Genomic DNA, 21,078 nt, shown 5'->3' on the forward strand with positions numbered 1-21,078 from the left:
GGGAACTGCATACAGCTGTCACGAATGGAGAGGGCTTCATGGCGATAGAAACTGCACGCGGGACGATCGACGTCTCGAAGAGTAACAGCATCAATCTTTTGCACTCGAAAGCCGTCGGGCTCGCCGGTGTGCTCTTTCTGGCCGTCACCGGCGCGGCGCCAATGTCGGCGATGCTGGGCAATGTCCCGTTCGCGGCAGGCTACGGCATCGGCAAGTACACGCCGGCAGCCTTCCTGATGGCGACGATCGTGCTGACCATCTTCTCTGTCGGCTATGCCGCGATGGCATCGCGCGTTTCGTCGGTCGGCGGCTTCTACTCCTTCATCAGCCAGGGGCTCGGCCGCGAGGTCGGCATGTCCGCGGGCATCGGCTCGCTCGCCTGCTACTCGCTGTTCGAAGCCTCCCTCACCGGACTGTTCGCCTTTTTCGGCAATCTTTGGCTTTCCCAGCATTTCGGCATCAACGTCCCGTGGATCGTGCTGGCGCTCGCCATGATCGTGGTCATCGCAGCGCTCGCCTACCGCGACGTGAAAGTGTCGGCACGACTGCTCGGCATAGCCCTGATTCTTGAAGTGATCATGCTGGTGATCTTTTCGCTCGGCGTGATCTTTGCCCATGGCGGGACGAATTTTTCCGGCGATTCGCTCAATGTGTTCAAAGTGTTCACGCCTGTCGCCGAGCAGAAGGTCGGCACCGTCGCCATTCCGGCGGGCGAAGCGGCCGTCGGCATCTTCATGGCGTTCTGGTCGTGGGTCGGCTTCGAGATGGCGCCGAACTATGCCGAGGAATCCCGCGATCCGAAGCGCATCATTCCGCAATCGCTGCTGATTTCGGTCATCGGCCTTGGCTTGTTCTACACCTTCGTCAGCTGGTGCGCGGTGGCGGCCTATCCGACCGAGGCCGATATGGTAGCCAAGGCCTTCTCCGACGGCGTGAACTTCTTCCTGACACCGGTGCAGGCTTTTGTCGGCGGCTGGGGCTACCAGCTGATGTCGCTGCTCATCCTGACCAGTTCCTTCGCCTGCGGCATGGCTTTCCACAACACCGCTTCCCGCTATTTGTATTCGCTGGCGCGCGAAGGCGTCCTGCCGCAGGTGATCGCCGAGACGCATGACCACCACAAGAGCCCACACAAGGCCTCGGCGCTGCAGTCGGTGCTGGCGGCGGTATGGGTGCTGCTCTACGGTCTGGCCTACGGCTTCGACGATCCGTCGGGACAGGCCTGGCTTGGCGTCTATACGCTGTTTGCCGTGCTTGGCACCGGACTGCTTTTGGTGCTGCAGGCGGTTGTCTCGCTGGCCATCTATATGTGGTTCAAGAAGAACGGCGGCGGCAGCATGCTGACGACTGTCATCGCGCCGTTGATCTCGCTGGTTGTGCAGTTGGTCCTCGTCTACACGCTGGTCGCCAATCTGGCGACCTTGGGCGGCACCAATGGTTTTGCCAGGAGCATCCCCTATGTCGGGCTTGCGATCCTTGTCGTCGGCCTGATCTGGGGCTTCGTGCTGAAGTCGGCCAACCCCAAGGCCTATGAGAACATCGGTCACATGGTGAACGAGGGCTAGAGCAATTCCAGGAAAAGTGTGAGCGGTTTTCCGTCCGGAATTGCGTTAAAACAAAGAGTTAGAGCGGTTCGCCGTTTCCATGAAACGGTGAAACGTTCTAAGGCATTCCTCGCCCTGGATTTCTTGCCTCAACGGGGACGGAGCATCACTCTGTCCCCGTCTCATTTTGGAGCTTCAAGTCATGACCCAGTCTTTGAGGGGTCGGTCCGTCGTCGTTACCGGCGGGTCGAAAGGCATCGGCAAGGGCATAGCGCGGGTGTTCGCGCTCTCGGGTGCCAAGGTCGCCATCGTTGCGCGCCATGCCGACCAGGCCGAAGCCGCGGCCGCCGAGATCGGCCATGGCGCCTTTGGCGTGGTTGGCGACGTTACCTCGCTCGCCAGCATCGAGCGCGCGCTTGCAGCGGCAGCCGCCAGAAACGGTAGTATCGATGTTTTGTGCGCCAATGCCGGCATCTTCCCGCAGGCACGGCTCGAGGACATGACCTCGCAGCAATGGGACGAGGTTGTCGACACCAACCTCAAGGGCACCTTCCACGCGGTCAAGGCAGCGGTTCCCTATCTCAAGGCATCCGACCAGGGCCGCATCGTGCTGACGTCGTCGATCACCGGCCCGATCACCGGTTTTCCCGGGTGGTCGCACTACGGTGCCACCAAGGCGGGACAGCTCGGCTTCATGCGAACGGCCTGCATCGAACTGGCGAGATACGGCATCACCGTCAACGCCGTCATGCCGGGCAACATCGTGACCGAGGGCCTTGTCGGCCTGGGCGAGGACTACCAGAAGACCATGGCCGCCTCGATCCCGCTCAAGCGGCTCGGAACCGTGGAGGACATCGGCTATGCCGCGCTCTATTTTGCGTCGAGGGAAGCCGGCTACGTGACGGGACAGACAATCATTGTCGATGGCGGCCAGATCCTGCCGGAGAGCCTGGAGGCACTGGCATAGAATGGTTCAAAACTTGCTCAGATAGGCCTCGCACAGCCCGACCGTTCCCTCGGTATAGGGAAGGCCCATCGACTTGGCGAGGTCGGTCTCGGCGTGCGAGCCGATCCACGCGACCAGGAGCAGACGGCGCAGCATCACGAAGGTCGGGATCTCGTCTTCGTCCGCGCTCGGCAGGTCAAGCACACGGCGATAGCCGGTCGTCCATGACCGGATGAGATCGGCTGCCTGCGGCTCGTGCTCATAGAAAGAGATGGGCGTCGCCGCGTCGTACATATACCAGCCGAAGCCGCAGTCGTCGAAGTCGATGACCTTCACCGTCTTGCCGTCGATCAAAAGGTTGGCGAGCCGCAGATCGCAATGGATGAGGCCGAAGCGGTCATGGCCCTTGCCGAAGGCAGTGAGCCTGCGGCCGACCAGCTCCGCGGTGCGGCCAAAGAGCCTGGCTTTCGCGGCGTCGACGCCGATGCCGTCACGCCAGCGTCCCCAAAGCGGCCTCTCCTCGCCGAGGCTTGTTTCGAAATCCCACACATGGCGGCTGAACCAGGAAGGGCGCTTCCACTGCCGGGCGTGGATGTGCATGCGCGCCGTGACCTCGCCCAGCAGTTCGAAAGGTTCTCCAAGCGCCTCGCCTATGCCCGGCTCCGAACCGGTCTCCCATTGCGACAACACGACATGGCGTGGTTGCGCCAATCTTGGATGGCCGACACGCTGGATCTGTTCGCCGTCCTTGCCCGCGACCGGCACGGGCGTGGGGACGATCCCGGTCTGGCGCAGATCGGTCAGCCAGGCCAGTTCGGATTGGATGGCCGTCCTTGAATGGTAGCCGTCGCGATGGATGCGGAGCGCCCAGCGCCGGCCGTCGCGAGCCGCAATCTTGTAGGTCGCGTTCTCCGACAGGTTGATCATCTCGACGGAAACATCCGCCGGCAGATCGTAGTTGGCGGTGGCCGCCTCCGCCGTTTCCTGCAGGATGCCGAGTTGCTGGTCGTGGGTGAGCGCGTCGAAATCCATCACTGTCCGTCCTGCCCCATCCTTGCACACCTGTCCCCTGGCGGAACCCGAGCGATCTCGGCAAGCCCAGCCGCCAGCTCGAACTGGACGCCTGGCAGTTTCAACGAGGGTTGGACCATGTCAACTCGCCTTGCCTGCCTGATGCAGCAACTCCCGGGCGCGCGGCATTGCCGCGTCGAAGCGATCCATAATGTCCCGGCAGGTCTCGTGATCCAGGAGAATCCCGGGCTTCCACTGCAGCACCCGCTTGTCGAGCGATGAGAAGATCGCCCAGACGCCCTGCTCGTAGAGCGCACGCGACACGAAGACGGCGCCTTCCGGGTGATTGCTGAATTCCAGGCCAAGGATCACGCCTTTCTGGCGTACCCCGGTGAAGATGTCACCGTGACGAACCAGCATCTCGCGCATGGCCTGCGCCATGAACTCGGTCACGGTGCCGACATTGGCCACCAGTTCGGGCCGCTGCAGCATCTCGATGACCTTGTGGCCGACGACGCAGCCGAGCTCGGCCCCGCCGGTGGTCGAAATATGGGCGGCCCCATCCTCGTTGAGCCAGCCGCCGGCTCTGTCGTTCACCAGCGCCGCGCTGATCGGATAGAGGCCGCCGGACAGGCCCTTTGCCGTCACCATGATGTCCGGCTGGACGCCGTAGGCCTGCCAGCCCCACATGCTGCCGGTGCGCATCAGGCCGGTCTGGACCTCGTCGGCGATGTACATCGCGCCATGCTTTTCGCACAGCGCCTTGCAGGCGCTGAGATAGCCATCCTTCGGCATCGGGAAGCCGTAAGTGGCGGGAATTGTCTCCATGATCAGCGCCGCGACGTCTTCGCCCTTGAGCGCCCGTTCCATGGCGTCGATGTCGTTGAAGGGAACCTGGATGAACGTCTCCGGCTGGTCGGAGAGAAAGATCTTGGTGAAGCGATCGTCGCCGGTCGCCACGGCGAGCCCCGAATGCCCGTGATAGCCCTTGATGATCGACACTATCTTGCGCCGCTTGGTGGCATAGCGGGCGCTCTTGATGGCGATGTCCACCGCCTCCGCGCCGCCCGGCGCGAAGATCGCGTAATTCATTCCGGGCGAGACATTGACGAGGGATTCGGCCAGCGCCGTTCGCGCCACGGAAGGGAACCAGTGGTTGCCGATGTCGAAATAGTCGAGCGCGCTCTTCAGCGTCTCGACCAGCTCCGGATTGCGGTGACCGAGATTGTAGGTGCCGCCATTAAGGTGCAGGTCGATCAGGCGGCGCCCCGACATGTCGTAGAGGAAATAACCTTCCCGCCTGCCGATCACCAGATCGATCCCGGCCTTCTGCCAGAACCTGGTCTTGTCGGGATTCCAGAAACGCATTGCCTTGTCGAAAAAATCCTGCTTCGACTCGAACTCGAAGGGGCCGAAGTCGTACATGCCTGTCTTGTCCTCAAAGGTTGATCGGCGCGCACCGGAGCGGGCGAGGCCCGCCCGCCGGATGATGCAGGATTACAAGCCGGCGAGAAAGGGTGGAGAGGGATGATCCTGAAGGACAGGACCGCGATCGTCACCGGGGCGGGATCGGGCATCGGCAGGGCGGCGGCGTTGATCATCGCGCGCGAGGGAGCGGTGGTCGGCGTGGCGGATCGTAGCGCCGACGGCGCCAACGCGACCGTCCAACAGATTCTTGCCGCCGGTGGCCGGGCAAAGGCGCTTGTGTTCGACCTGACCGACGATCAGGCGCTTGAAGCCGGTTTTCACGATTTCATCCACACCCAGGGCAGGATCGACATCCTGCACAATCATGCCGGCGTACAGGTCGAAGGCGACGTGCTCGGTGTGAGCGTGAAAGGCTTCGACACCTCCTGGACGCTCAATGTGCGGGCTCACTTCCTCGGTGCCCGCATCGTCATGCCATTCATGAAGAAGGCAGGCCGCGGCGTCATCCTCAACACGTCGTCGAGCTCCGGCGTGCTCTACGACCGCGAGATGATCGCCTATACGACGACCAAGCACGCGGTGATCGCGATGACCAGGCAGATGGCCGGCGACTATGGCCGCTTCGGCATTCGCGTCAACGCGCTTTGCCCAGGTTGGGTGGACACGCCCTTCAATGCTCCTTTCATCGCCCAGATGGGAGGCCGGGAGGCCATCGAAGCCTACATCCGCGAAAGGGTGCCGCTTGGCCGTTGGGCAAGCGTCGAGGAGATCGCCGAGGCAGTGCTGTTTCTGGTGTCTGACCGGTCCTCGTACATGACGGGTCAGATCCTGGTTGTCGATGGAGGAGAAACGGTGATCTAGAGCAACTCCAGGAGTGCCGGTGCGCCAATGATTGGCCTGACCAGTCATAGGAATGGAATGCGTTTTGGTCGGCGCTAGGGCACGAACGGCAAATCCCAACGAGCTCTATTCGAAAGAGTAGGTAAATCCTTCCGACGAGGCACCGACGGTGACTTTTGTCATCTTCTTGCCCTCGAGCGAGCGATTGAGCACGCCGCGGCTGAGTTCCGGCAGCAGCGTGTTGGTGAGGATGGCGTCGATCATGCGTCCGCCGGACTCGATCTCGGTGCAGCGCGCCTTGACCATGTCCATGACGCCGTCGCCGATCACCAGCTCGGCATCGTTGGTTGCCTTGAGGCGCCGCGCGATCTTGCCGAACTGGTGCCTGGTGATCGCCTCGATCATCGCGTCCGAGAGCGGATAGTAAGGGATTGTCACCACGCGGCCGAGGAAGGCGGCCGGAAACACTTTCAGCAGCGGGCCGCGCAAGGCGGTGTCCAGGTCGTCCATGCCGGTGCGCAAGGTGCCGTTCTTCGTGCGGTCCATGATGACCTCGGAGCCGACATTCGAGGTGAGCAGGATCAGCGTGTTCTTGAAGTCGATCCGGCGGCCTTCGCTGTCGTCCATCATGCCCTTGTCGAAGACCTGGAAGAAGATCTCGTGTACGTCCGGATGCGCCTTCTCGACCTCGTCGAGCAGGATCACCGAATAGGGCTTGCGCCGCACGGCCTCGGTCAGGATGCCGCCCTTGCCGTAGCCGACATAACCGGGTGGCGCGCCTTTCAGCGTCGAGACCGTGTGCGCCTCCTGGAATTCGGACATGTTGATCGAAATCAGGTTCTGCTCGCCGCCATAAAGCGTTTCGGCAAGCGCCAGGGCTGTCTCGGTCTTGCCGACGCCTGAGGGGCCGCAAAGCAGGAACACGCCGACCGGCTTCTCCGGCGCGCCGAGGCCGGCGCGGCTGGTCTGCACACGCCTCGCGATCATCTCCATCGCATGGTCCTGACCGACAACGCGCTCAGACAAGGTGGCGGCGAGCTTGAGCGCCTTCTCGGTCTGGCTGGACAGCATCCGTCCCGTCGGGATGCCGGTCCAGTCCTGGACGACTGCAGCCACGGCGTTGCGATCGACCGACGGCAGGATCAGCGGGGTCTCGCCCTGCGCCTCGGCAAGTTCCGCCATCAATTCGCGCAGTCGTGCCAGGTCGGCAGCGGAATCCGGCACGGGCTCGTGCGCGGCAGCAGCCTCCGTCTTTGCCGCCTTTGCTTTCTTGGACTTGGTGTTCGAGCCCTTGGGTTCGGCCGTCTCGGGTTTCGGCGTTTTGACCTCAGGTGCCTTGCTTTCATGCGCCGTGGCAGGTGACGCATCGACGGCCTCGCCCGGAGCGGCTTCCCCGCCCTCCACCGCGTCAAGCGGCACGCCCTCGCCTCGGAGTTTGGCGCGCAGGTCGAGTATCTCGGCGACAAGCGCCTTTTCCCGATCCCAGCGCGCTTGCGCTGCTGCAAGCGTGGTCTCGGTTTCCGCCAACCCGGCCTCCACGCGAGCCTGCCTGTCGGCCACTTCGATGCCGATCGCCGCCTCGCGGCCGATGATGCCTTCCTCGACCTCGAGCGCCTGGCGGCGGCGCAGAATGTCCTCGACCTCCGCGGGCGTAGCGTGCTGAGAGACGGCAACGCGGGCGCAGGCTGTGTCGAGGAGGCTGACCGCCTTGTCCGGCAGCTGCCTGGCCGGAATGTAGCGGTGCGAAAGCGAAACCGAGGCCTCGATCGCCTCGTCGAGGATCTGCACCTTGTGGTGCTGCTCGAGAACGCCGGCGACACCGCGCAACATCAGCACGGCCACCGTTTCGGAAGGCTCTTCGATCTTGACCACCTGGAACCGACGGGTCAGCGCCGGATCCTTCTCGATATGCTGCTTGTATTCGGCCCAGGTCGTGGCGGCGATGGTGCGAAGCTCGCCGCGCGCGAGCGCGGGCTTGAGGAGATTGGCCGCATCGCCGGTTCCCGCCGCGCCGCCGGCGCCGATCAGCGTGTGCGCCTCGTCGATGAAGAGGATGATCGGCGTCTCGGAGGCCTGAACCTCGTCGATGACAGCCTTCAGCCGCTTTTCGAACTCGCCCTTGACGCTGGCGCCCGCCTGCATCAGCCCGACATCGAGCATGCGTACGCTGACATTCTGAAGCGTCGGCGGAACGTCGCCCTGGGCGATGCGCAAGGCAAAGCCCTCGACGACCGCCGTCTTGCCGACACCTGCCTCGCCGGTCAGGATCGGGTTGTTCTGCCGGCGGCGCATCAGGATATCGACAATCTGGCGGATTTCAGGATCGCGGCCGACGACCGGATCGATCTTGCCGTCGCGGGCACGCTGGGTCAGGTCGGTGGCGTATTTGGCGAGGGCCGAATCCCCGCCCGGGCCGCGTTTCATCGGTGTTTCGGTCGCAGCCGCGGCAGGAGGTGGACCGGCTTCGAGCGAGCCCTCGGTGACGTCGGCGAAGCGGGCGATGACCCCGTCCGCGTCGATCTTGTCGAATTCGGCGCTGATTTTCGAAACCAGCCCTTCCAGCGCCGGTGTCTTCAGACAGGCGAGAAGAATATGCGCGCTACGCACCTCCTCGACACCGAATTGCAGTGTGGCCAGGCTCCAACCTTCCTGTATGGCGTGGAAGATGTGATCGGAGAATTCCTCCACCGAGGTCGCGCCGTAGGGCAGCTTGTCGATGGCGCGGGTCATGTCGGCCGTCAGCCGGCTGACATCCAGCCCGGCATCGGCGACGATCATCTGCACATCCGAGCGCTCGGACAGCACCAGTTGCTGGACGAAATGCACGAGTTCGACATAGGGATTGCCGCGCATCTTGGCCGTGTCCGCGGCGGCCTTGAAGGCGCGCACCCCCGTGGGATTGAGCTTTGCAACGAGTTCCTTGCGCTTGAAACTCTGCGACGATCGGCGCTGTTCCATTGAACCTGCCCCCGAAATCTGCTGACCGTACCCTGCCATAGAAGCGGCCGCTTGACAAAGCCGCGTGACGAAAGAGGCCTTCCGACCCGGTTCGGGCGGCACCTCGTGGTTACACAAGCCCTGCAAACTCCTCAAACAAACCCGCACCTGGGGTCCAAACCATGCGAGCCATTTCGCATGCGCGGCCCGCCAATCGCGCAATGGGTTTGGTTGAAAGATTGCGGGAGATTCAGCTTCTGTTAGTTTTTGGGGAAGTGCTCAATTGTCGTGGCATGGGACCGATGATAACGTTGCGTCACATGGGTCACAGGGCCCTTTGCTGGGGGTAGGTGTGATTGATCTCGCACTCTGGCTGAATCCTCTGGACGGCGCGAACCCGTCGGGAGAGGACTTACGCAACGACCCGGCTTTTCATGAGCTGGAGCGGCTCACGGAAGCCCAGCTCAAGGTCGTCCACGACGGTGGCAACAAGGCTTCGCAGTCAACCAGCGCTGTCGACTGGGCGGCAGTCCTCGAAAAATCGGAAGAATTGCAGTCGCGCGGCCGGGATTTGCGCCTTCTGGTCATCGTCACGCGCGCGCTGGCCAATGAAGAGAAGCTCGCCGGCCTCGCCCAAGGGCTGACCCTGATCGCGAGGACTCTCGACCAGTACTGGGATACGATGCATCCGGCTTTGCGGACGGGTGCCACGCCGCGCGACGCGGCGCTGCGACGCATCAATGCGCTGCTTGACCTCCAGAACGGCCAGGAAGGCCTGCTGGCGAACCTCAGGCAGACCGTCTTCTTCTCACCGCGCGCCATCGGGCCGATCAGCGGGCGAGACCTGGAACAGGCAGCGCTCGACGAGCGCGTCATGCTCCAGGAAGCTGCCTCGGGCCTCGGAACCGCCGAAAAGGCGGCGCTGGCGGCCGCCCACAACCAGCTGCTGAACCGGGTGCGCACAGCATGCGCGGCGCAGATCGATCAGGCCGCCGACACTGTCACGACACTTTTGGCCGATGCGCGCGCCGCGATTTCGGCGCTGGAGGCGGTGGATACCGCGCTCAATGCCCGCATCGAGGGCAATGGCGCGGCCGTTCCGGATCTGAAGAAGTTCCTGCAGCGCCTGCTGACGACGCTGGAGCGGAACTCCAGCGCCGGCGCCATGGCCAACGGTGCGGCAAAGCCTGCCCAGCAGCCGGCCCAACCGGCATCGACGCCCACCCAAAACGGTCATGGAGCCGAGACGATGGCAAGTGTGGCAAGCTCTGTGGAACCCAGCGCCGGCCTACCTGACCGGATCAACTCGCGCGACGATGTCGTCAAATGCCTCGATCTCGTGGTCGCCTTCTACGACCGCACTGAACCGTCCAGCCCTATCCCGCACCTCGCCCGGCGCGTGCGCAGGATGGTGCACATGGATTTCGTGGAACTGATGGAAGATCTCGCCCCGTCGGGGCTGAAGGAATTCCGGCTGCTTGCCGGTGTCGCCGATCCCAAGAAGCCGGCCCAGAAGGATGAGAGGTAACCAGCATGCCAGCAGAGAGCAAAGCCAAGGTCATCGAAAGAAACCGCGCCCCGCGCGTGCAGATCGCCTACGACGTCGAAACCTACGGCAGCCCCACGACGATCGAGTTGCCGTTCGTCATGGCTGTCATGGCCGACCTTTCGGGCGCCTCGCAGACCAAGGAAGCGTCGAAGTCGGTTCTGGACCGCAATTTCGTCGAAACCGACGCCAATCGCTTCCCCAAATTCATGGAAGCGATGGGACCGCGCGTGAAGGCGCGCGTCAAGAACACGTTGCCGCAAGCCGAGGGCGCCGAGCGGGACGAGGAACTGGCGATCGATCTCACTTTTTCCAAAATGGGTGATTTCGCGCCGGACAAGATCGCCGAGCAGGTGCCGCAACTGGCCGAGATCCTCAAGATGCGGCGTCAACTCGAGGAACTGCTGGGCTTCATGGATGGCCGGGTCGACGCCGAAAAGCGCATCGCGCAGCTTCTGAACAACGAGCCGCTGCTGAGCAAGATCGCCGGCCAGGCGATTTCTGACGGCAAGGGCGAGGAGTAAGTCATGGCCGAACAGCAAAAGACCGCAGCCGCTACCGCCGAGGCCGAAGCCATCGATCTTGGCGAATTCAGCGGCCTCCTTGAAAAGGATTTCAAGGTCAAGAAGGACGACAGCGAGAAACTGCAGCAGTTGGTGCGCAACCTGGCGCTGGCCGCTCAGTCCCGTTCCGAGACGACGACCATCTCGTCCAACGCGATCAAGTCGATCAAGTCGCTGATCGCGGGCATCGACAAGATGCTGACGACGCAGGTCAACGAGATCCTGCATGCCCCGGAAGTGCGGGAGATGGAAGGGACCTGGCGAGGCCTTTGGTACCTCATCAACAACACCGAGACAGACACCAAGCTGAAGATCCGGGTGATGAACATCTCCAAGGAGCAGTTGGCCGACACGCTCGAAGACTATGAAGGTCAGATGTGGGACCAAAGCCCGATCTTCAAGAAAGTCTACACGGACGAGTATTCGATGCTGGGCGGCGAGCCGATCGGCTGCATCATCGGCGCCTACGAATTCTCCAACCATCCGCGCGACGTCGGCCTGTTGCGCAACATCTCGGGTGTCTGTGCCTCGGCGCACACGCCATTCATAGCGGCCGCCTCGCCGCGGCTGTTCCGCATGGACAGCTGGCAGGAGCTGCCGAACCCGCAAGACCTGCAGATGATCGTGAACAACCCGGCCTATGCATCATGGCAGTCGCTGCGCGAGAGCGAGGACGCCCGCTATATCGGGCTCACCATGCCGCGCGTGCTGGCACGCCTGCCCTACGGCTCGGAAACCGTTCCGGTGAAGGGCTTCACCTTCGAGGAAGAGGTGGGCGGCGACCACAACAAATATGTCTGGATGAACGCCGCCTTCCCGATGGGCGTCAACATCAACCGCAGCCATAAGCTCTATGGCTGGGGAACGCAGATCCGCGGCGTCGAGAATGGCGGCACGGTGCTCAACCTGCCGGTGCACGCTTTCCCGACGGACGACGGTTCGATCGCAATGAAATGCCCGACCGAGGTCGCCATCGACGACCGGCGCGAGGCGGAATTGGCGAAGCTCGGCCTGATGCCGATCTTGCACCGCAAGAACACCGATCTCGCGGCCTTCATCGGCGCGCACTCGCTCCAGGATGACGAGACGCGGGCCGGGCGCCTCGTCGACCCCGACGCCCAGTCGAACGAACGGCTGAGCGCCAACCTGCCCTACCTCTTCCCGGTGTCGCGTTTCGCGCATTACCTCAAGGCGATCGCGCGCGACAAGATCGGATCGTTCAAGGAACGCACCGATATGGAGATCTGGTTGACCGAATGGATCAACCGGTACGTGCTGGCCAATCCGGCCTTCGCCGACGACAAGGCGCGGGCCAAGCGTCCGCTTGCCGCGGCCGAGGTTCAGGTCGACAGCGTCGAAGGCCGGCCCGGTTACTACAATGCCCGTTTCTATCTGCGTCCGCACTACCAGTTGGAAGGCATCAACGCCTCTCTCCGGCTGGTGTCGGAACTGCCGTCAGTGAAGGGCTGAAGTCGCAGCGAAGTCATCTTGTTTCGTTTGAAAGCGGTGGAGAAAGACAATGCCGACCACAGAGAGAAGCGAGGCTCCTTCCATGAAGATCGATGGTTTTTTGAAAGTCCCGGACATCAAGGGCCCGAGCAAGCGCGACGGCCATGAAGACGAGATCGAAGTGCATGGCGTCGATTACAAGATGATAGCGCCCTACGACCCGAATTCGCTTTCGCGACGCGGCCGTGTGTCGATGGGAATGATCAAGTTCATCAAGCACTACGACAAGTCGTCGCCGTATCTGAAGAAGGCACTGTTCGAGAACAAGGCGCTCGACGAGGTGGTGTTCTCGGCACGCCGCACCATTGACGGCGAGACCAGCGACTATCTGGTCGTGACGCTCACCGACGCCTCGGTCATGGAGTACGATATGCGGCAGGCCGCCGACGAGGCCGATCTTATCGAGGAAGAAGTCAGCTTCGCCTACAAGAAGATCAAGTTCGTCTACGACAAGGACGACGAGATCGAAATGGACGTCTATGTCGGCAAGTGAGGCCAAGCGGCCTGGCGCGAAGCCGCAGCTTGCCGGCAGTTCGCGGGCAAAGCGCGAGGCGGTCCAGCCTTCGCTGTGGGACCGCCTCGTCAACGACTTGCCGGGTGTGGCGTCGGAGATCGACGGGCTGCGCCGTCTGCTGGATGAAGAACTCGGCGCCGAGCGCGTCGGGGCTCTTCTTGACGGCAGCGCGCGCGCCATCGATACCGACGCCGAACTGACGCCTGAGCAGAGACGGCGCCTGCACCGGCTGGCCTTCCAGACCGAGCATCGCGCCGAGATCGAAAGCCGCGGCGTGGTGGTTTCGGCACGCGTGTTGAGAGAAGCCGTGCGGCGCGACATCGAGGCGCTGTTCAACACCGAGCGCTTCGAATCCGTGCCGATGCTTTCCGATGCCGAACACGAACAGCCGCTGGACGAACTGCCATCACTGGCCGACTTTCCCGAGGTGCGCCGCAGCGTCGTCAATTATGGCGTGCCCTCCTTTTCCGGCCGCTCTTCGCGGGATTTCGACCGCGATGCGCTGGCGCGCGAAATCCGCACGGTGCTTGCCACCTTCGAGCCGCGCCTGAAGGAGAGCGCCACGACCGTCAACGTCACGCTCGGTGACAAAACCGTCGGCCTCAAGATCGAGATCGACGCGGTGCTGATCATGACCCCGACACCGGAGCGTATGCGGCTGCGCACCACGATCAATCTCGACAACGGCCTGGCACGAACCGAATTCCGGGAGACCTGAGATGGATCGGGTCTTCGTGGAGTATTACGAAGAAGAACTGACCCATATCCGGGCGTTGGCCGCGGAATTCGCCGACATGCATCCGGCGGTCGCCCGCAATCTTTCCCTCGACACGGTCCCCTGCCCCGACCCCTATGTGGAACGGCTGCTTGACGGCGTGGCCTTCCTGGCCGCGCGCACCCGTCTCAAGGTCGACGCGGAGCGCTCGCGCTTCTCGCGCGCCGTGCTCGATGTGCTTTACCCGGATCTGGTGACGCCGGCGCCCGCGACGGCGATGGCTGTGCTGAAACCCGGCCAGCAGGTCCAGTCGATGATTGCCGGCCACGCCGTCCCGCGTGGCACACGACTGGTCTCCGGCCTCAATCCAGGGCTTTCGACGCGTTCGACCTTCACCACCGCGCAGGAGGTCACGCTGTGGCCGATCGCGATCGCCTCGGTCGGCTATTTCCAGGATCGCAGCGCGCTCGCCGCTGCCGGAATCGCGATGATCGGCGACGCGCGCGGCGAGGCGGCGTTTCGCGTCACCCTTGCCCGGACGGGAAAAGGTAAGCTCAGCGAACTGTCGCTCGACCGTCTCGACCTCTATTTCGCCGGGCGTGCCAGGGCACCCTTGCTTTTCGATGCAATCTTCGGCGCCTGCTCGGCTCTCGGCGCGCGGGCGGAAGGCAAGACCAATCCGCTGACGGCGCTGCCCGAGCCCGAAATGATCGGCATCCGCGACGACGAAGCGCTGATGCCGCGCACCCGTCCGACCTTCGAGGGATACAGGCTGCTGCGCGAATATTTCATGATCCCGGAGCGCTTCCATTATGTGCGGGTCGCCGGCCTCCAGCCGGTGGTGCGCAAGTGCGATGCGGGGATCGAGATCATCTTCCTGTTCCGGCGTCCGGTGCCCGAGCTCGCCGATGTGACGGTAGCCGACTTCGAACTGTTCGTGACACCGGTCATCAATCTCTTCGAACGCGAATGCAACGTCATCGAGATCGATCCGCGCAAGACGCGTCAGGTGCTGCACGCCGACCGCACCCGGGCGCGGGATTTCGAGATCTTCCGGGTCACCCGGGTCGAGGACGCCGACGCGGAGAGCGGCGAGGCGACAATTCCAGAATTGTTCAGCCTGGGGCAGAACCGCGGCAGCGGCTGGGTCTATTCGATCGAGCGACGTCCGCGCCGAGCCACCGAAGACGAGCGGCGCGAAGGTCTGACCCGCACCTCCTACACGGGCGACGATGTCTTCATCGCCGTCTCGCGGCCGGCAGGAAGCTCGCCAAACCGGCCGCTCAAGCGTCTCGACATCACGGCGCTGTGCACCAACCGCGACCTGCCGATCCTGGACGACACGCCGACGCTGACGCTGGAGACGGCCGATCCGGTCGAAGCGGTGCGCTTGCTTGGAGCGCTGCGGGCGCCGCAGCCGGCAATCCCGGCGTCCCTCCCGGCCAGCGCGGCAGGCAAATCCCGCGCCGACAATCTCGCCTGGCGGCTGGTGGCGCAGCTCTCTCTCAACTTCCTCAGCCTTGCCCAGGAAGGCCGTGGCGTCGATCCGCTGCATGCCTTGCTCGACCTCTATGCCGATCGCGGCGATCCCAGCCTTGCCCGCAACGTGCATTCGATCGTGCGCATCGATTCACGCCCGGTGATCGAGCGGCTCCAGATCGACGGGCCAATGTGTTTCGGACGCGGCACCGAAGTGACACTGCATGTCGACCAGTCCGTGCTGGCAGGGCAAAGTTCGCTGCTGCTTTCGGCCCTGCTTTCGCGGCTGTTCGCCCGCCATGCAGGGATAAACGGATTTGTGCGGACCCGTACCCGGTTGCTGCAGAAGCAGGAGGATGTGCCATGGCCGATGACGCCCGGCAATCGCTGCCTGATCTAGCGGAGCCCGCAACGGTCGCTGCTGAACCGTCGCTGGAGAACTTCGATTTTTTCGAGCTGCTGCGGCGCCTGGAGCAGCGCGGTGGATTGTTCGGCCATTCCGGAACGGCCGACCGCGAGCCGGCGAGACTTGGCCAGCATGTCCGCCTGAGCTTCTCGGCCCGCGACGTCGTCAAGTTCCAGGGCGTCGGGGCCTCCGCCCGTGTGACCGTCGCCAATCTCGGGCTGCTTGGACCGGAAGGACCGATGCCATTGCATCTGACACGCTGGGTGCTCGACCGGCTGTCGCAGCGCTGGTTCACCGGGGCCGATGCCGAGCAGACCAGCGACACGACCTTCGTCGATTTCGTCAACATCCTGCAACACCGCATGATGGCCCTTTACTATCGCGCCTGGGCTGACGCGCATCCGGCGGTGCAGGTCGAGCGGTCGGTCGGCGGGCGAGTTCGCGCCATGCTGGAGGCAATGTCCGGGATCGGCCTTCCCGGCACGCAGGATCCCGAACTCGACACTGTGCGACTGCGACAGGCTGGATCGCTCGCCAACCAGGTCGACGGCGTGGAGCGGCTGACGCTGTTTCTCGCCACCGCCTTCAAGGTGCCGGTGCAGATCAAGGAATTCGTCGCCGCCTGGATCACCATACCGACGGCACTGCAGACGCAACTCGGCAAGGCCCATGCCGGGCTTGGACGCGGCGCGACGATCGGGCCGCGGGTGTTCAGCCGTCAAAGCAGGATCGAATTGCGCGTTGGTCCGCTGAGCCTTGACGACTTCAGGTCGTTCCTGCCCGGCGAACGGCGTCTTGGCCTGTTCAAGAAGGCGGTGCGCGACATGATCGGCGAGACGCTCGACGTCGATTTGCGCATCGTGCTCGCGCGCGAAGCCGTGCCGTTGCCACGGGTCGGAACTGTCCAGCTTGGCCGGACGGCCTGGCTGGCGCGTCCCGCCGAAAAGGGTGACGCCGACGATCTCAGATTGCACACCATCGTCGGCTGGCGGCCGGAAATGGCGGAGGCGGCCGCATGAGCCTGCTGCTGACGCTGGAACAAGGCCCGCGCTCGCAAGTGGTCAGGCAGACCCGGCTGGACGAGGGCGAATTGGTGATCGGGCGCAGCGCCGATGCCGGCTGGCAGATCGACGACCCGGACATGTTCGTCTCGCGCGCGCATTGCAGGATCAGCGGCGACCGGGATGGCTATTTCATTACCGACACGTCGAGCAGCGGATTGTTCGTCGATGACTCCGACAGCCCCCTGGGACCTGGCAGGTCGATGCGGCTGCAGAACGGCATGCGGCTGCGCATGGGCGACTATATCTTCCACGTCGAGGTTCAATCCAAAGCGAACCGGACGTCGGTCGGTCCAGCCCCTGTCGCCGGCCATCCCGCGCCTGCGTGGTCATCGCCAGAAGCGAGAACGCCTGCCAGCATCGGCGGTGACGACTTCTTCTCGGCTAAGGTCGAGGAAGAACCACGCCAGCCACGCCCGGCGGACCTGCCGAACCCGTTCGAGCAGCCTGTTCCCGGGGCTTATGATCGCCCATCGAGCCAACGCAGTTCGCCTGCCTTTGACGACCCGTTCAGCCTCGACCCGGTGGCGACGTCGCAATCCGGTGATGTCGCTGCTCCAGGTCAGCCAGATCCGTTCGGGTTCGGCGAAATGCCTTCGCGCAACGATGCGTCCGGGCATGCGGCAAAGCCGGCCAGCTTCGATGACGATTTCAGCTTTGGGCCGGCAGCGACCCCGCCTCTCGCCAACGGCGCCGCCCCGGCAGGACGTGTGCAGCATCAGGCTGAAAAGCCGCGAGCCGGGCATCCCTGGGATTTGCCGGTGCAGCCGGCCGAGCCACCGCCGCCGCGACGCGCCGTTCCAGCGCCCAAGCCTGCGCGTCCGGCGCAGCCCGCATCCGGCGATATGTCGCTTCGCGCCGCATTCTTGCGCGGCATGGGCGTCGAGGAGGCTGATTTTCCCGGCCGCGATCCGATCGCCGAAATGGAAAAATTCGGGCGTGAATACCGGCTGATGCTGGATGGCTTGATGCAACTCCTGCGCAAGCGCGCCGAGGAGAAGGGAAGCGCGCGCGTCGCCCAGACGGTGGTCGGCGCCTCCGAAGTCAACCCGCTCAAATTCCTGCCGACGGCCGAGGACGTCATCGTCACCATCATCTCGGAACGCAGTCCGGGCTTTCTCTCCGGCGAGGCGGCAATCAACGATGCGGTAAAGGACCTTGCACAGCATCACGTACGCGCTTGGCGCGGCGTTCAGGCCGCGCTTCGGCGCATGATCGACCGTTTCGATCCGGCCGCGATCGAGGAAGAGCTCAAGTCCAATTCCGCCATCGGCAATCTGCTCTCCGGCGGACGTAATGCCAAGCTGTGGGAGCTCTACCAGAAACGCCATCGCGACATCGCCCAGAGCGCGGAATCGAGTTTCCTGGGCGAGATCGGCGCAGACTTCAGGGACGCATATGAAGAGGAGGAGTAGGACATGATCGACAGACGCGAATTCGTCGTTGCCCTCGGCGCTACGGGGCTGCTTGCGGCTTGCCAGAGCGGCCCGCCGAAACCATCGGTGATCTCGGTCAACGTGACCGGAGGCGCCGGCATGAATCCAGGACCGGGCGGCGGCGACAGGCCGGTGACGGTACTGGTGATGCGGCTTGCCAGCACCGGCAAGTTCAACTCGGCCGACTATTTCGCGCTGCAGGGCGATGCGAGCTCGGCGCTCGGTGCCGACCTCATCGGCTCCGACACGATCTCGGTCGCGCCAGGCAAGACGGCGGCCAAGACCATCACGGTCGAGCCGAACGCCACGGCACTCGGCTTCGTGGCGCTGATCCGCGAGCCGGGCGGACGCAACTGGCGCACGACCAAGTCGGTATCGCCAGGGTCGAAATTCACCGTCAATGTCAGCCTCGGCAAGGGCGGCATTTCCGCCTAGCGACAGGGGCCACGGATGGTTGTGGGCAGAAAGTAGTGGCATGAGCGATGCAAACAGGGTGCTGTGGTCGGAGGGCCTGTTTCTCAGGACCCAGCACTTCCAGCAGCAGGATCGGTTCTTCGAGGGCATGGTGCGCGGCGCATTGCAGGCCGGCCAGCTCCATACTTTCGGCTTCCAGCAACTGACCCTCGACCAGTCGCTGCTCGACGCCGGCCAGGTCTCGATCGTGTCCGCCCGGGGTATTTTCCCGGACGGCACGCCCTTCTCCATCCCGGAACTGATGGATGCGCCCAAGCCGCTGCCGGTCACGGCCGACACCGGCGCCGGTCCGGTGCTGGTGGCACTGCCGCTCGAGCCACCCGGTGGCGTCGGGTTCGATCCGGCGCATGCGGCATCGACGGGCGCGCGCTACCACGGCAAGATCGTTTCGGTGCGCGACGCCGTCCAGAGCGGCGCCGATCCCGAAGAGATCGAGATCGCCCGCCCGCAAGCCGCCCTGCTCGCGCCCGGCAAATCGGTCGGCGGTTATACCGCCTTGCCGATCGCCGACATAAAGGGCGTGCGCGCCGACGGCGGCATCTCGCTCGATGAGACGTTCCTGCCGCCGACGCTGATCACCGGCGCGGTCCACTGGTACCGGCAATTGCTGCAGGAAGTGGTGACCGGCCTCGACCAGATCGCCGAAGCGCATGGCAAGATGGTGATGGGCGGCGCCGGCCGCAGCGTCGAAGACCTTTTGATGCTGCACCTCGCCAATGCCGCTCGCCCGCGGCTTGCCCACATGCTCGCGCAGGATGTCTTTCATCCGGCCGAACTCTATCTCGAACTGGCCGGACTGGCCGGCGAGATGGCAACCTATGGCTCGAGCTCGCGGCGGCTCGGCGAATTGCCGGCTTACGACCATATGGCGCCCGGCCCTGCCTATATGGCGCTGGCCGACGCCCTGCGTTCGCTCATCCTCAGCCTGCGCTACATCGAGCCGAAATCGCGCGCGCTGCCGGTCATGCGGCACGCGACCAATGTCTGGAAAGTGCGCATCGACAACCCGAAGCTCTTGGTCGCCAGCCGCATCGTCATCCGCGTCGGATCGGAACTGTCGGAGGACGCGCTGCGCAAGATTTTCGTCAACCAGGCGACAGTCGGCGCGGCTGACCAGTTCGAAGGCCTTTGGAAGTCGCGCCTGCCGGGCATTCCGCTGAAACCGCTTCATTCGCAGCCACGCGAGATTCCCTATGATGGCGACCGGCTGTGCCTGGAGCTTGACCAGAAGAGCGAGCATTGGGCCTCGTTGCTCGACGCCCCCGGCTTCGTCATCGGCGTTTCCGGTGTCCTGCCGAGCGAGCCGCAGGTCGACTGCTACTCAGTGAACAGGTGAGGCCATGAGCCGGGATGATCCTTTCGGACTGTCGGAGGATCGCGAACGCACACGCATCAGGCTGGCGGGCGCCGCGCCACGGCCGATGGCGCCGCTGGCACCGGGCGCGCCGGTCAAAAGGGCGCGCGCCCATCCCAACACGCTCATCAATATCTTCGCGCCGCTGCTCGAATTCGCGCCGGAGCTCGAAAGCGCGCTGGCGCCGGAGAACCCGGAAGCGATGCGCACGCGCCTGCTCGACGAGTTGGTTCAGGCGCGCGACGCCGCCATGGCAGCGGGCTCCTCGCTGGAGCGCGCCGACCAGGCGGCCTGGGCCGTGGCGGCGTTGCTCGACGACCTCGCGCTGAACACGCCGTGGGGCGGCGCCAGCGCCTGGCCGCGCCAGCCTCTGGTGGTCATGCTGCGTGGCGACGTCGATGCCGGCACCCAGTTTTTCACCCGCCTTGACGAGCTGGAGCGCCATCCCAACCGCGACCGCGAGATGCTTGAGCTTCAGTATTACTGCCTGGCGCTCGGCTTCCGCGGCAAGTACCGGGTGCCCGGCCGCGCCGGCGACCGCTCGCTCAATGCCGTGCGTGTGGCAGCCGCGCGCTTCCTGCGCAATGCGGACGCCGAGGACGCGCCGCTGTCGCCGAACTGGAAAGGCGTGATCGCTTCCGACGAGCCGCAGCGCTTCATCGTTCCGATCTGGGTGATGGCACTTGCCGCGGTTGTCGCCGCCGCCGTCGCTTATATCGGTCTGTCGATGAGCTTGAGCAGCCAGGCGGTCGAACTCTCCGCCCTCGTGCGCACGCTGCCGCCGGCCTCGCGCGCGGACGTTGCCCGCGCCGCACCCAAGCAGGATGCGCCCGCACCCGAACCGCCACAGCCGGTCGATTTCGCGCTGCTGCCCGCGTTCAAGGCCGAAGCGCCGGCGAGCCTCAAGGGCACGCTCAGCGGTACCGAGAGCGTCTCGCTGGCCAAGCTGATCATCCAGTCCTCCAACCCCGAACTCTTCCAGTCTTCGCGGCCGACACTGTCGCAGGGCTACGAGCCCCTGATCCAGTCGATCGCCAAGGTGATCCTCGCCAATCAGGAGCTGATCGGCAACATCACGATCGTCGGCCATACCGACAATGTGCGCCTGCAACGGTCCAACCCGCTCGCGAGCAACCAGCGGCTCTCGGAGGCACGCGCCCAAACCATAGCGGACCTCCTGGTGCAGGCTGGCGTGCCACAGGAGCGCATCCATTCCGAAGGCCGCGCCGACTCCGATCCGGTGGCCGACAACTCGACGCGCGAGGGCCGCGCGCTCAACCGGCGCGTCGAGGTCCTGGTCGAGAAGAGGCTCTGA

General features: G+C 64.2%; 17 protein-coding genes. 14 read left to right on the forward strand and 3 right to left on the reverse strand.

Features of this window, described 5'->3' with window-relative positions; genetic code table 11:
* Positions 1-38: 38 nt before the first annotated feature.
* Both ACLGL5_RS30890 and fabG read left to right on the forward strand, forming a co-directional pair.
* Complete coding sequence (locus tag ACLGL5_RS30890; RefSeq protein WP_019859778.1) at positions 39-1,565, forward strand: APC family permease; 1,527 nt, start codon at positions 39-41, stop codon at positions 1,563-1,565.
* 181 nt (positions 1,566-1,746) lie between these two features.
* Entirely contained in the window at positions 1,747-2,511 is a 765-nt protein-coding gene (gene fabG, locus ACLGL5_RS30895; protein ID WP_069092782.1) for a 3-oxoacyl-ACP reductase FabG, read from the forward strand.
* Positions 2,512-2,517: 6 nt separating this feature from the next.
* Here the strand turns inward: fabG and ACLGL5_RS30900 are convergent, their stop codons facing one another.
* Entirely contained in the window at positions 2,518-3,522 is a 1,005-nt protein-coding gene (locus tag ACLGL5_RS30900) for a phosphotransferase enzyme family protein (protein WP_038648598.1), read from the reverse strand.
* A gap of 120 nt (positions 3,523-3,642) precedes the next feature.
* Entirely contained in the window at positions 3,643-4,926 is a 1,284-nt protein-coding gene (locus tag ACLGL5_RS30905) for a class-III pyridoxal-phosphate-dependent aminotransferase (protein ID WP_069092783.1), read from the reverse strand.
* A 102-nt stretch (positions 4,927-5,028) separates the two neighbouring features.
* Between ACLGL5_RS30905 and ACLGL5_RS30910 the strand changes: the two genes are divergently transcribed.
* A complete protein-coding gene (locus ACLGL5_RS30910; protein ID WP_064986028.1) occupies positions 5,029-5,790 on the forward strand; it encodes an SDR family NAD(P)-dependent oxidoreductase in 762 nt (253 codons plus the stop codon).
* Positions 5,791-5,895: 105 nt separating this feature from the next.
* On the opposite strand, the gene tssH is transcribed toward ACLGL5_RS30910, so the two are convergent.
* The gene (gene tssH / locus ACLGL5_RS30915; protein ID WP_069092784.1) at positions 5,896-8,727 is read right to left on the reverse strand and encodes a type VI secretion system ATPase TssH; all 2,832 of its coding nucleotides are present in this window, start codon (positions 8,725-8,727) and stop codon (positions 5,896-5,898) included.
* Between the two features lie 331 nt (positions 8,728-9,058).
* On the opposite strand from tssH, the gene tssA reads away from it, so the two are divergent.
* From tssA to tssL, 11 genes are all read left to right on the forward strand, one after another.
* A complete protein-coding gene (tssA, locus tag ACLGL5_RS30920; protein WP_019859786.1) occupies positions 9,059-10,234 on the forward strand; it encodes a type VI secretion system protein TssA in 1,176 nt (391 codons plus the stop codon).
* 5 nt (positions 10,235-10,239) lie between these two features.
* The gene (gene tssB / locus ACLGL5_RS30925) at positions 10,240-10,776 is read left to right on the forward strand and encodes a type VI secretion system contractile sheath small subunit (RefSeq protein WP_019859789.1); all 537 of its coding nucleotides are present in this window, start codon (positions 10,240-10,242) and stop codon (positions 10,774-10,776) included.
* A 3-nt stretch (positions 10,777-10,779) separates the two neighbouring features.
* On the forward strand, positions 10,780-12,285 hold the full coding sequence (tssC, locus tag ACLGL5_RS30930; RefSeq protein ID WP_010910844.1) for a type VI secretion system contractile sheath large subunit: 1,506 nt from the start codon (positions 10,780-10,782) through the stop codon (positions 12,283-12,285).
* 82 nt (positions 12,286-12,367) lie between these two features.
* Complete coding sequence (locus tag ACLGL5_RS30935; protein ID WP_027047140.1) at positions 12,368-12,817, forward strand: Hcp family type VI secretion system effector; 450 nt, start codon at positions 12,368-12,370, stop codon at positions 12,815-12,817.
* The gene (tssE, locus tag ACLGL5_RS30940; RefSeq protein WP_019859791.1) at positions 12,804-13,556 is read left to right on the forward strand and encodes a type VI secretion system baseplate subunit TssE; all 753 of its coding nucleotides are present in this window, start codon (positions 12,804-12,806) and stop codon (positions 13,554-13,556) included. The genes ACLGL5_RS30935 and tssE overlap by 14 nt, the downstream gene beginning before the upstream one ends.
* A gap of 1 nt (position 13,557) precedes the next feature.
* Positions 13,558-15,432: a type VI secretion system baseplate subunit TssF gene (tssF, locus tag ACLGL5_RS30945; RefSeq protein WP_494372823.1), complete on the forward strand. Its 1,875-nt coding sequence runs from the start codon at positions 13,558-13,560 to the stop codon at positions 15,430-15,432.
* Positions 15,396-16,457 carry a type VI secretion system baseplate subunit TssG gene (tssG, locus tag ACLGL5_RS30950; protein ID WP_069092785.1) on the forward strand — a complete coding sequence of 354 codons (1,062 nt, stop codon included), beginning with the start codon at positions 15,396-15,398 and terminating at the stop codon, positions 16,455-16,457. Before tssF ends, tssG begins: the two co-directional genes overlap by 37 nt.
* A complete protein-coding gene (gene tagH, locus ACLGL5_RS30955; RefSeq protein WP_069092786.1) occupies positions 16,454-17,914 on the forward strand; it encodes a type VI secretion system-associated FHA domain protein TagH in 1,461 nt (486 codons plus the stop codon). The genes tssG and tagH overlap by 4 nt, the downstream gene beginning before the upstream one ends.
* A gap of 3 nt (positions 17,915-17,917) precedes the next feature.
* Positions 17,918-18,370 carry a type VI secretion system lipoprotein TssJ gene (gene tssJ, locus ACLGL5_RS30960; RefSeq protein ID WP_019859795.1) on the forward strand — a complete coding sequence of 151 codons (453 nt, stop codon included), beginning with the start codon at positions 17,918-17,920 and terminating at the stop codon, positions 18,368-18,370.
* 40 nt (positions 18,371-18,410) lie between these two features.
* Entirely contained in the window at positions 18,411-19,745 is a 1,335-nt protein-coding gene (gene tssK / locus ACLGL5_RS30965; protein ID WP_010910851.1) for a type VI secretion system baseplate subunit TssK, read from the forward strand.
* A 4-nt stretch (positions 19,746-19,749) separates the two neighbouring features.
* Positions 19,750-21,078 carry a type VI secretion system protein TssL, long form gene (gene tssL, locus ACLGL5_RS30970; protein ID WP_069092787.1) on the forward strand — a complete coding sequence of 443 codons (1,329 nt, stop codon included), beginning with the start codon at positions 19,750-19,752 and terminating at the stop codon, positions 21,076-21,078.

The sequence above is a fragment of the Mesorhizobium sp. U510 genome (assembly GCF_059180695.1).